Annotated in this window: 9 protein-coding genes; 6 read left to right on the forward strand and 3 right to left on the reverse strand. The window is 68.8% G+C overall.

All coding sequences use genetic code 11. From position 1 onward, the window contains the following. Positions 1–120: 120 nt before the first annotated feature. Genes WT16_RS05935 through WT16_RS05960 form a run of 6 tightly spaced genes read left to right on the forward strand, consistent with a single transcriptional unit; the run spans position 121 to position 8,026 of the window. On the forward strand, positions 121–372 hold the full coding sequence (locus WT16_RS05935) for an acyl carrier protein (RefSeq protein ID WP_006024538.1): 252 nt from the start codon (positions 121–123) through the stop codon (positions 370–372). Beyond that, a complete protein-coding gene (locus WT16_RS05940; RefSeq protein ID WP_006024537.1) occupies positions 369–1,592 on the forward strand; it encodes an acyl-CoA dehydrogenase family protein in 1,224 nt (407 codons plus the stop codon). Before WT16_RS05935 ends, WT16_RS05940 begins: the two co-directional genes overlap by 4 nt. Beyond that, complete coding sequence (locus tag WT16_RS05945) at positions 1,589–2,563, forward strand: amino acid--[acyl-carrier-protein] ligase (RefSeq protein WP_082874712.1); 975 nt, start codon at positions 1,589–1,591, stop codon at positions 2,561–2,563. The genes WT16_RS05940 and WT16_RS05945 overlap by 4 nt, the downstream gene beginning before the upstream one ends. Then, positions 2,560–3,648 carry a DUF1839 family protein gene (locus WT16_RS05950; protein WP_063532888.1) on the forward strand — a complete coding sequence of 363 codons (1,089 nt, stop codon included), beginning with the start codon at positions 2,560–2,562 and terminating at the stop codon, positions 3,646–3,648. Before WT16_RS05945 ends, WT16_RS05950 begins: the two co-directional genes overlap by 4 nt. After that, entirely contained in the window at positions 3,645–6,164 is a 2,520-nt protein-coding gene (locus tag WT16_RS05955; RefSeq protein ID WP_063532889.1) for a glycoside hydrolase family 2 protein, read from the forward strand. The genes WT16_RS05950 and WT16_RS05955 overlap by 4 nt, the downstream gene beginning before the upstream one ends. Further along, the gene (locus WT16_RS05960; protein WP_063532890.1) at positions 6,161–8,026 is read left to right on the forward strand and encodes an alpha/beta hydrolase; all 1,866 of its coding nucleotides are present in this window, start codon (positions 6,161–6,163) and stop codon (positions 8,024–8,026) included. Before WT16_RS05955 ends, WT16_RS05960 begins: the two co-directional genes overlap by 4 nt. Positions 8,027–8,081: 55 nt before the next feature. On the opposite strand, the gene WT16_RS05965 is transcribed toward WT16_RS05960, so the two are convergent. The 3 genes from WT16_RS05965 to WT16_RS05975 form a co-directional block, all read right to left on the reverse strand. Then, positions 8,082–9,470, reverse strand: a complete 1,389-nt coding sequence (locus WT16_RS05965; protein ID WP_009911221.1) for a sigma-54 dependent transcriptional regulator — start codon at positions 9,468–9,470, stop codon at positions 8,082–8,084. A gap of 760 nt (positions 9,471–10,230) precedes the next feature. Then, entirely contained in the window at positions 10,231–10,944 is a 714-nt protein-coding gene (locus WT16_RS05970) for a phosphatase PAP2 family protein (RefSeq protein WP_063532891.1), read from the reverse strand. A 27-nt stretch (positions 10,945–10,971) separates the two neighbouring features. Beyond that, positions 10,972–12,216, reverse strand: coding sequence for a glycosyltransferase family 4 protein (locus tag WT16_RS05975; protein ID WP_059932576.1), 1,245 nt, complete (start codon positions 12,214–12,216; stop codon positions 10,972–10,974). Positions 12,217–12,220: the final 4 nt, after the last annotated feature.

Consider the following 12,220-nt stretch of genomic DNA (forward strand, 5'->3'; position numbering starts at 1 on the left):
CGGTTAGGTGCCGAACAGAACCCGCGCATGCCCGATGGTCTACTAGACGCTATACGCCACGCGGGCGTCTTGTGTCTCGCCCGCAGGTACGGGGACCCTCATCCAAGCCGGAGCCGCCAGATGAAAAACGAATTGAGAACAATCATCAAGGACGTCGCGCATCTCGAAGCGTCGATCGATCACATCGCGGACAGCGACGATCTGTACGAAGCAGGTCTGTCTTCGCTGAACACGATCCAACTGATGCTCGCCATCGAAAAGCACTTCAACATCGAAATTCCGGACGAAATGCTGAACCGTCAGCTATTCCAGAGCATCGACTCGCTCGCCGGGGCCGTCACGCAACTGCAGTGTGCCGAGCAATCCGCATGAAGCGCTTCGATGCCGAAACCGGCAACGCGCACGTTGCCGCCGTCGAATCCGTGCTCGCCGACGATCACGCGTTGAACGAAGCCGCGCGCCGCGTCGCGCAGGTCGCCGCGCGCTTCGCCGACGCGGTCGACCGTGACGCGCGCTTTCCGACCGAAGCGGTCGATGCGATGCGCGAGGAGCGCCTGCTCGGCGCGCTCGTGCCGGCCGAGCTGGGCGGCCGCGGCGCGTCGCTCGCGGCCGTGGCCGCCGCATGCCGGATCATCGGCCAGGCGTGCTCGTCCGCCGCAATGATCTATGCGATGCACCAGACGCAAGTGGCGAGCATCGTCGATCACGCGCTGTCGAGCGACTGGCATCGCCGCTTCGCCGAGCAGCTCGTCGAGCGCGAATGGCTGCTCGCGTCCGCGACGTCCGAAGAGGACGTCGGCGGCAATCTGCGCAACAGCCGCTGCGCAATCGAAGCGGACGGCGACATGTTCACGCTCGCGAAGCTCGCGCCGACGATCTCGTACGGCGCGCAAGCCGACGCGATCCTCGTGACCGCACGGCGCGATCGCGAAGCTCCCGCCGCCGAGCAGGTGCTCGTCACGCTGCTGAAGGAAAATGCGACGCTCACGCGCCGCAACGGCTGGGACACGTTCGGCATGCGCGGCACCTGCAGCGAAGGCTTCGCGCTCGACGCGCGCGGCTATTGCGAGCAGATCTTCCCGGTGCCGTTCGCGCAAATCGCCGAGCGGACCATGGTGCCGACGTCGCACATTCTGTGGGCCGCCGTGTGGACCGGCATCGCGAACGACGCGTTCCTTCGCGCACACCAGTTCTTCCGCGCGCAGATGCAAAAGCAAGGTGGCGCGCTGCCGCCGTCCGGCCGCCGGATCGCGGATGCGCTCGCGCTGCTGCAGGCGATGCAGGCGCGCATCGACGGCGCGCTGCGTCTGCACGAGCACAGCGCGTCGCGCTCGTGGACCGCGACGATGGCGCAGGCGGCAGAGATCAACACGCTGAAGACCTATGTGTCGACGACCGCGCTCGACGTGGTCAGGCACGCGGCGATGATCTGCGGGATGGCGTCGTACAGGAACGGCACGCCGTACACGCTCGGCCGCCACATTCGCGACCTGCATTCGGCGCCGCTCATGATCAGCAACGACCGCATCGAGGCGAACACGGCCAACCTGCTGCTCGCGCTGCGTCCCGCCACGCTTGAGAGAGAGATTTGAACGACATGACCCATCCTTCCGTGCGCGCGGCCGACGCGGCCCACGCGCCCATCGATCGCGACGGCGTGAACAAGCTGCGCGACGAGCTCGTCGAAGCGGGGCTGCTGATCTCGACGGGCATCCAGGGCCTGTTCGGCCGCAGCGAGAAGTTCGAGCGCGTCGTCGACGCGCTCGATGCCTACATCACGCGCCTCGGCGCCGACCATCATGCGGAAGTGCTGCGCTTTCCGCCTGCGATGAGCCGCCCCGAATTCGAGCGCAGCGAATATCTGAAGAGCTTCCCTCAGCTCGCGGGCACCGTGCACAGCTTCTGCGGCAACGAGCACGATCATCAGCGCGTGCTGCAATGCCTCGACCGCGGCGACGACTGGACCGAGAGCCAGAAGCCGACCTACGTCGTGATGACGCCCGCCGCCTGCTATCCCGTCTATCCGGTCGTCGCGCAGCGCGGCGCGCTGCCCGCGGACGGCCGGATCGTCGACGCGTTCTCGTACTGCTTCCGGCACGAGCCGTCGCTCGATCCGACGCGCATGCAGTTGTTCAGGATGCGCGAGTACATCCGGATCGGCACGCCCGAGCAGATTCTCGCGTTCCGCCAGGACTGGATCGAGCGCGGCACGCGGATGATCGACTCGCTGCGGTTGCCGAACAGCATCGACCTCGCGAACGATCCGTTCTTCGGCCGCGGCGGCAAGATCGTCGCGAGCAGCCAGCGCGACCAGAACCTGAAGTTCGAGCTCCTGATTCCGATCGAATACGACGGCCGCCTGACCGCATGCCTGAGCTTCAATTACCACATGGACCACTTCGGCCTGCTGTGGGGCATCAAGACCGCGGATGCCGCGGTCGCGCACACGGGCTGCGTCGGCTTCGGCCTTGAGCGCCTGACGCTCGGCCTCTTCAGGCATCACGGCCTCGATCCGCATGCATGGCCGCAGGCGGTGCGCGACGTACTGTGGGGACATCGATGAGCAGCGCCCTGCTCGACGCGCCGGCAAACGGCGCGTCGCTCGAAGAAATCTTCACCGACATCCGGCATCGCGTGCGGCACTACCGTCCGCACGCGCTGCACGGGCCGCAGATGGTCTGGAAGCAGACGAACTGCTACGTCGATCTGTGGATCGAGGTGCTCGGCTGGTGGGGATTCAATCCGTATGCGGCGCTGCCGTTTACGATCACGCTCGACTTCGAGGGCGACCAGTTCTCGTTCTTCAAGTTTCCGTTCGAGGATATCGAGACGCTGTACGGGATCGTCGTGCAGGAACACGCGATCTTCGAGCCGGCCGACGTGCACGTCGAGCACCAGGTCGCGCGCGGCAACCTGATGCTCGTCGAAGTCGACGCATGGTATCTGCCCGACACGCGCGGCAACAGCTACCAGGCCGAGCACACGAAGACGACGATCGGCATCGACGCGATCGATCGCGAACGCCGCCGCGTCGGCTACTTCCACAACAGCGGCTACTACCTCGCCGAAGGCATCGATTACGACGGCCTGTTCGGCAAGCATGGGCCGGCTCACCTCGTGCCGTATGTCGAACGCGCGAAGCGGCAGTTCAAGCCGCTCGAAGAGCGCGAGCTGTGCGACGCGTCGCTCGCGCTGCTCGCGCGCCATCTGAAGCGCCGGCCGGCGTCGAATCCGATCGCCGCGTTCCGCGAGCAGCTCGCGCGCGACGCGAAGACGATCGCGTCGCAACCGATCTCGTACTTCCACGCGTATTCGTTCAACACGCTGCGCCAGCTCGGCGCGAACTTCGAGCTGTTCGGCCGCTATCTGCGCTGGCTCGAAGCGAGCGGCTGCGGCGGCCCGATCGACATGCTCGTCGCCGCATGCGACACGATCGCCTCCGAATCGATGGTGCTCGAATTCCGCCTCGCGCGCGCGAGCGCACGCGGCAAGGAGGAGCGCGGCGAAAGCAGTCTCGACATCCTCGAGCGCGCATACGCGTCGCTCGTCGACGGTGTCGCGCGAATCGCGCCGCCCGGCAGGGCCGAGCCGAATCCGCCGTTCGGCACGCTGTACGTGCCGCCGAGGCCCGTCACCGCGGTCCGATGAAATCCGCGCCGGATCGCATGGCGCGCGGCGCCGCCCAATGGACGTTGATCGCGACGCCCGCCGGCGCGATCGCGCGACCGAGCGAGCTCGGCGAAGCCGGCTGGTGCGCCGCGAGCGTACCCGGCACCGTCGCGCAGGCGCTCGCCGCCGCTCGACGCTTCGATCCCGCGCATCCGTATCCGCTCGGCGACAGCGACTACTGGTATCGAACGACGCTGCACGGCGCCGGGCCGCGCATCGTTCGCCTGAACGGCCTCGCGACGATCGCCGAGGTCTGGCTCGACGACACGCTGCTGCTCTGCTCGGACAACATGTACGTCGCGCACGATGTCGCCGTGACGCTCGGCGGTGCGAACCGTCTCGCGATCTGCTTTCGCTCGCTCGACCGCCATCTCGCCGCGCACCCGCCGCGCGGCCGCGCGCGCTGGCGCACGCGCCTCGTCGATGCGCCCGCGCTGCGCGGCGTGCGCGCGACGTTCCTCGGCCGGATGCCGGGCTGGTTTCCGGCGATCGAGCCGATCGGTCCGTGGCGCCCGATCGACATCGTGAATCCGGCCGGCGCGCCGACGATCGTGCGCGACACGCTGCGCGCGACGCTCGACGGCCGCGACGGCGTGCTCGACGCGACGCTCGAATTCGCCGCGCCGCTTCCGGGAACGACGCGCGCGCGGCTCGTCTGCGGCGCATACGCGGCCGCGCTCGAAGCAACCGGCCCGCGCAACGCGCGCGCAACGCTCAGGATTCCAAACGTCACGCCGTGGTGGCCCCATACGCACGGCGAGCCCGCGTTGTACGACGTCGGCGTCGAAATCGGCGGCGCGACGATTCCGCTCGGGAAAACGGGCTTTCGCACGCTCGCCGTCGAGCGCGGCGACGACGGCCGGGGCTTCGCGCTGTCGATCAACGGCACGCCGTTCTTCGCGCGCGGCGCGTGCTGGACGAGCGCCGACCCGGTCGGCCTGCACGCCGATCCAGCCGCCTACCGCCGCGCGCTTTCGCTCGCGCGCGACGCGGGCTGCAACATGATCCGCGTCGGCGGCACGATGACCTACGAAGCCGACGCGTTCCATGCGCTCTGCGACGAGCTGGGCCTGCTCGTGTGGCAGGACTTCATGCTCGCGAACTTCGACTACCCGTCGGACGACCCGCGCTTCGCCGAAGCGCTCACGCGCGAGGCCGAGCAGTTCCTCCGCCGGCACGCGGCGCGCCCGTCGATCGCCGTGCTGTGCGGCGGCAGCGAGATCGCGCAGCAGGCGGCGATGGTCGGGCTCGCGCCCGACGAGCGCCGCGTGCCCGCCACCGAGCAATGGCTCGCCGAACTGTGCGCCGCGCATCGGCCCGATGCGGTCTACGTCAGCGATTCGCCGCACGGCGGCGTGCTGCCGTTCGCGCCGCGCGAAGGTCTGACGCATTACTACGGCGTCGGCGCGTATCTGCGGCCGCCCGAGGACGCACGCCGCGCCGGCGTGCGCTTCGCGAGCGAGTGCCTGGCGTTCGCGAACGTGCCGTGCGATGCGACGCTCGCGTCGATCGGCTCGCCCGCCGCGCACGATCCGGCCTGGAAACGCGCGGTGCCGCGCGATCCGGGCGCACCCTGGGATTTCGACGACGTGCGCGATCACTACCTGCGCACGCTGTACGGCGTCGAGCCCGTGCGTCTGCGCAGCTCCGATCCCGCCCGCTATCTGACGCTGTCGCGCGCGATCGTCGCCGATCTCGTCGCAGAGACGCTCTCCGAATGGCGGCGCGTCGGCTCGTCGTGCGCGGGCGCGCTCGTCTGGCAGTTCCAGGACGTGATGCCGGGCGCGGGCTGGGGCCTCGTCGACGCGCACGGCCGGCCGAAATCCGCATGGCATGCGTTCCGGCGCGTATCCCGGCCGCGGCAGATCCTGCTGACCGACGAGGGGCTCAACGGCCTCGACGTGCACGTGCTCAACGACGCGCCGGCGCCGCTCGACGCCCGCATCGAGCTCGTCGCATTGCGCGAAGGCAAGACGCCGATCGCGCGCGCGAGTCGCACGTTACGCATCGGCGCCCACGCGGGCGAATGCGTGAATTCCGCCGACCTGCTCGGCCGATTCTTCGATTTCACGTATGCGTACCGCTTCGGCCCGCGCGAGCATGACGTCGTGATCGCATCGCTATACGCGGCCGACGGCGCACTGCTGTCGCAGGCGTTCCACTTCCCCGAGCGCACCGCGCCGACCGTGTTCGAGCGCGGCGACATCGGCCTCGAAGCGAGCGCCGCGTACCGAGACGGCCGCTGGCACGTCGACGTGCAAACGCGCACGTTCGCGCGCTACGTGCACGTATGCGCGCCGGGCCTCCTGCCCGACATCGACTGGTTTCATCTCGCGCCGGGTGCCGCCGCGCGGATCGAGCTCGCCGCCGACCCTCATTCCCCCGCTTCCGACAACAGCCTGCCCGACGCGTCCGCGCTTCGCCCCGCGCCGCCCGCGATCGAGGTGCGCGCACTCAATTCCAACAAGACCATTCGCCCAAGGATAGAAAATTGAGACCAGTTCGATTCGACGATTGCTTAGGATGGCTGCATGAAGGGCGCACGCGACGCGGCGCCGTGATCTGCGAGGCGCTCGGACACGAGTCGCTGTGGACGCACAAGGTGGTCCGCGCGCTCGCCGAGCGCCTCGCCGGCGAAGGCATGTGGGTGCTGCGCTTTCATTACCCGTGCACTGGCGATTCGGCGGGCGACGATCTCGCGCCGGGGCGGCTGCCCGCGAGCGTCGCGAGCGTGCGCCGCGCGCTTGCGGTGCTGCGCGAGCACGCGCCGCTCGACGACGTCACGCTCGTCGGCCTGCGCGCGGGCGCCGCGTTCGCGATGCTCGCGCTCGCGGGCGAAGACGCGCCCGAGGTCGACGCCTTCGTCGCGCTCGCGCCCGTCGTGCGCGGGCGCGCCTATCTGCGCGAGCTGTCGGTCGTGCAGAAGCGCTGGCTCGACACGACGCCGCCCGCGATTCGCGAGCAGCACCACGAGGAGCCGTGGCTGAACATCCTCGGCCATCGCTACCCGGCCGATTTCGTCGCCGATCTGAAGCACGTCGATCTGAGCGATGCGGCCGCGACGACGGCCGCACCGCCGCGCGCCGCGCTGCTCGTCGACACCGGCTACGGCGACAGTCCCGCGCTGCGCGATGCGCTCGTCGCGCGCGGCGTGCCGACGAACATCGAGCCGTTCCCGGAATGGCCGAACGCGTTGCAGGAAGGCGCGCGCTCGCGCGTGCCGCTCGCGGCGCTCGAATCGGTCGTGCGCTGGATCGGCCATCGCGAGCGGGCGGCAACGCCGGAGCCGATCGCGGTCGATCGCGGCGCGCACGCGGCCGCCGCACGTGCGCCGGAAGCCGCGCCGCCGATCGTGTTCGCATTCGACGGCATCACCGAAACGCTCGTCCACGTCGGCGCGAAGCGGCTCGTCGGCACGCTGTGCGAGCCCGTCGTGCCCGCGCGCGCCGGCACGCCGTGCCTGCTGATCGCGAACACCGCGGCCAATCCGCGCAGCGCGGACGGCCGCATCGGCGTGCGGCTCGCGCGCACGCTCGCGCAGCGCGGCATCGCATCGCTGCGAATCGACATCGAAGGCATCGGCGACAGCGGCGCGCGTGCGCCCGACGATCAGGCCGACGTGCTGTATTCCGATCGCGCGATCGCGGACGTCGCCGCGGCCGCCGACTGGCTCGGCGCACACTGCCGGCGGCCGGTCGTCGCGTTCGGCGTGTGCTCGGGCGCGTTCGCCGCGCTGCACGCGGCCGCGCACGCGCATGTGGCCGCGGGCGTGATCGCGGTCAACCTGCCGCGCTTCATCTGGCCGCACGGGCTCACCATCGCCGAAGCCCGCAAGCAGCAGACGAACTCCGCGCGCGGCTATCTCGCGTCGATGCGCGACTGGAACAAATGGCGCCGCCTGCTGCGCGAAGGCCGCGACCTGCGCCCGGTGCTGGGCGCGCTGCGCCGCCATCTGACGTCGCGCCTGAGCGAGCCGGCCGCACGCCTCGCGGAGCGGTTCGGCCGCCGTCCGAAACCCGATACGCCGCGCGGCCTCGTCAGGACGCTCACCGACCGGAACGTCCACACGATGCTCGTCTACGGCGAGTTCGATCCCGGCGTCGACGAGCTGAGCCGCTACTTCGGCTCGCCGCGCCGCGCGTTCAGGCGTTCGCCGCTCGTGAGCGTCACGATGATCCGCCTGCTCGATCATTCGGTGTACGGCGCGTCGGCGGCCGACATGATCATCGGGCTCTGTATCGATACGTTGACGGAATGGAACGACCGGACGCGCGGCCCGCAGCCGCGGCAGCGGCCGGCCAGCGCGCGGCGCGGCGCGGCGCACGCGGCCTCCGCCGATGCGGCCGCGTCGCCCTGACGGCGACGCTCGCGCCCACGCTCGCGCGCCGCTTTCGCCGCGACGCGCCGGCGTTTCAATTGGTGGACGTTGCAGCGCTGCGCGGACGCTCGATGCCGTATGCCTGCATCCATCGATACAGCGTCGCGCGCGAGATGCCGAGCTCGCGCGCGGTGCCCGCGAGGCGCCCGCGATTGCGCAGCAGCGCGAGCTCGATTACTTCCCGCTCGATCGATTTGCGAATCGCGGCCACTGACAGCGGCGCGACCTCGGTGCAATGGTCGAGCTCGAGATCGTGCGCGGTGACGAGCCGCCCTTCCGCCATCACGAGCGCGCGGCGCACGCGATTGATGAGCTCGCGCACGTTGCCCGGCCAGTCGTGCTTGTAGAGCGCCGAGATCGCATCGGTCGAGAAGCCGCGCACGCGGTGCCGCGCGTCGGCGCGAAAGCGCTCGAGCATGTGCCGCGCGAGCAGTTCGATGTCCTTGCCCCGCGCGCGCAGCGGCGGCTGATCGACGCGCAGCACGCACAGCCGGTGATACAGGTCCGCGCGAAAGCGCCCTTCGGTCATCGCGCCGCGCAGATCGACGTGGGTTGCCGACACGATGCGCACGTCGACGGGCACCGGCTCGCTGCCGCCCAGCCGATGGATCGTGCGCTCCTGCAGGAAGCGCAGCAGGCTCGCCTGGCTTTCGAGCGGCAGATCGCCGATCTCGTCGAGCAGCAGCGTGCCGCCGTTGGCCGATTCGACATGGCCGATCTTGCGCGTGGTCGCGCCGGTGAACGCGCCGCGCTCGTAGCCGAACAGTTCGGATTGCAGCAAATGCGGCGGAATCGCGCCGCAGTTCACCGCGACGAACGGGCCCGCGCGGCGCGCGGAATGCTGATGGATCGCGGCCGCCGTGAGCTCCTTGCCGGTGCCCGTCTCGCCCGACACGAGCACGGGCGCGTCGGTGCGCGCGATCCGGCGCACCGCGTCGAACAGTTGCAGCATCGCGTCGCAGGTGCCGATCATCCCCTGATCGGCGGACGCGATGGGCGCCGTGCTCGGCGCGAACAGGCACTCCATCCCGTACGCATGGCCGACCGCGTCCGCGATCCGCTGATGCGACGCAGGCAGCGTGATGTAGTCGAAGCAGTAATCGCGCAGCAGCGTGCGCACGTCCGGCGCGCTCGCCTGATGCGCTTCGACGAGCGCGACCCACGCGACGTTGCGCAGCGACGCACAGACGGCCGCGACCGCGTTCATCTCGTCGATCGACACGGCGCTCAGATCGAGAATGCCGCCCGTAACCTCGCCCGCCGTCATGCGCACCTGGTTCGCGTTCGTGACGACGGAGATCTTCCACTCGCGGCGCGCGAGCTCCTTGCGCAGCAGCGTCGATGGCTGATGCGTCCAGTAAATCAATGGTCGCTGTCGGATAGATCCCCGGGAGAGACCTCCGATGATCGCGCTAGTCGTCATTGGCGCCTCCGATCATGAACTGACTGTGTGACTCGACGAATTCGTGTATGGGCGAAAGCCGACGATCGTCTGCCTACCGGCAATGCAGCGCGAGATGGGAGGGTGTCGCGCCCCGCCCGTACACGATGCCGGGACGCGCCCGCTCGTATCGTTCGGGAGCGCACGTGAGATGCCTCGCTGGTCTCTGATTGAAGGTTAGATTTCGCAAAGAAAGCGGCGACGTATCGTATCGGCCGCGTTTCTGCACATGCGGCGCGCCGCGAGATCGGCAAGCAGCCTCGGACAAGCGGCGCAAGGTCCGCTCCGACAGCCGCGACACGCGTCGAATCGCCCGCGTCGCCGGGCTCGTTGAACTCGTCCGGTCGGATTGCGCGGCACGCCGCGCGATCTTTTTCACCTCGCTCTCTCAGGATGGCTTTACTGCGCTTACTGCGTCGCGCTCAAGAAGCGGACTGTCGAAGTCACTCTACCATTCACGCTCTTTTGCCATCGAATTCCCGCCCGTGATTTGACCATCGTTGACCATTTATTGGGCAACCGCCACGGTTCGTATTGGACATTTTCACCCTGTTTAGTCATTGTCGCGCAGCCGCGCCGTAATGTTTGTGTATGAATGAAACAAATCCTCCAGACCGGCCGTTTCCTGCCCGGCATTATTGAGATAAGACGCGTGTGCGATTCGTCGGGTCGAACTCGTCGAATGCTTGCGTCAGCGTCCAAGACGCGGTTCGTCTACATCGCTTGAACGAGGCCCTCGGGGTCAGCGCGCATCGTCGCGCCAGACGCGGCTCCATTCAGCGACCTTCGGCGCCGCATGCGAGATCCACGCGCTCACGGGCGCGCTGCGCCCGTAGCACGACACGGCGATCGTGCAGGCCACCGCAGCGAACATGATAGTCGATCGCGAAACGCGCGCCGCGCGCCGCGCAGCAACGGCACTTGCACTTGCACGCGGATGCGCGATGCCGATGCCGTACTCACGCCGCGACATCGGAACATTCCGAGCCGCATGCGCGCTGCCCGCCTGCACGCCGCAGATGCCGCGCAGACATCTCGCCGTCGACACCGCGACAGCCGCGCCGAGCAGCCAGCCGGTCACGATCTCGGACCACGAATGAAAGCCGAGCAGCACGCGTGACATGCCGATCGCGAGCGCGAACGCGAGCCCCGCCGCGATCGCGCGCCGCACATGCGCATCGCGCACGCAGATCGCCGCAACGAGCGGATACACCGCCGCGCCGAGCATCGTGTGCCCGCTCACGCCGGTGAAGCGCCAGGCGGCGATGCCGATTCCCCAGCCCGCGTAGACGAATTTCGTCATCGCGACCACGCCCACCGCGCAAGCGAAGCCGAACGCCCAGGCGAGCGCGGCGCGACGGCGGCCGGTCGCCGCGAGCCAGCTCAACACCGCGAAGGCGAGCGGCGCGGTGAGAATCGGATCGCCGAAATTGGTCAGCAGAAAGAGTAATCGCATCACGTCAGATCGAAGAGACGCCCGCGCTCAGATGCGCGCGAGCGTTTCGTTCCGGGAAGCGCCGTGCGGCACCGTCGTCGCATCGCGTTCGGCGGGCGCGTCGCCCGCCGCGACGCGCGATTCGAGCGGCGCGTCCCGCATCGTCTCGCCCAGTTCCGCCTGCAACGCGGCGTAGCCCTCGAGCACGAAGCGCGAGAACGCCGAGCGGAACCGCGCCGCGCTGAACCGCTCCGCGTTCGCGCGGCACGCATGCGGATCGAACGTGCCCGCCGGCATCGCCTCGAACCGGTCGATCGCATCGATCAGCGCGCCGCATGTCTGCTTCGCATAGAAGAGGCCCGTCGGCGCCGCGCCCGTCGCACGCACCGATTCGCAGACGCCGCCCTTGCCGTACGCGATCACGGGCGTGCCGCACGCCTGCGCTTCGACGGGCGAGATGCCGAAATCCTCTTCCGCGGCGAACACGAACGCTTTCGCGCGCTGCAGATGGTCGTGCAGCACGTCGAACGGCTGGTAGCCGAGCAGCGTGACGTTCGGGCCCGCGAGCGAGCGGATCTTCGCCGCCTCCGGCCCGTCGCCGATCACGATGAGCCGGCGCGACGGCATGTGCGAAAACGCCTCGACGATCAGGTCGATCCGCTTGTACGGCACGAGGCGCGACGCCGTCAGGTAGAAGTCGTCCTTCGTGTCGCGCAGCGCGAGATGATCGACGTCGACGGGCGGATAGATGACCGTCGCGTCGCGCCGATACGTCTTGCGAATGCGTCGCGCGACGAAGCGCGAATTCGCCGCGAGCAGATCGACCCCGTTCGCGGAGCGCGCATCCCAGTTGCGAATGTAGTGCAGCAGCGTGCGCGCGAGCGCCGACTTCACGCCGCGCGCGAGCCCCGCCTCGTTCAGGTATTGATGCTGCAGATCCCACGCGTAACGCACGGGCGAATGCACGTAGCTCGCGTGCAACTGGTCCGGGCCGTTCAGCACGCCCTTCGCCACCGCATACGAGCTCGACAGGATCAGGTCGTAGCCGGACAGATCGAACTGCTCGATCGCGAACGGGAAAAGCGGCAGATAGCTGCGGTATTTGCTGCGCGCGAACGGCAATGTCTGGATGAACGACGTATGCACCGGCCGGCCGCGCAGGCACGAGCGGTCGTCGAGAAAATCGACGAGGCTGTAGATGTCGGCCTGCGGAAAGCAGTCGATCATCTGCGCGAGCACACGCTCCGCGCCGCCATACACCACCAGCCAGTCGTGAACGATTGCTACCTTCAAACAG

It is taken from the genome of Burkholderia sp. MSMB1589WGS (assembly GCF_001636105.1).
GTDB classification, from domain to species: Bacteria; Pseudomonadota; Gammaproteobacteria; order Burkholderiales; family Burkholderiaceae; genus Burkholderia; species Burkholderia humptydooensis.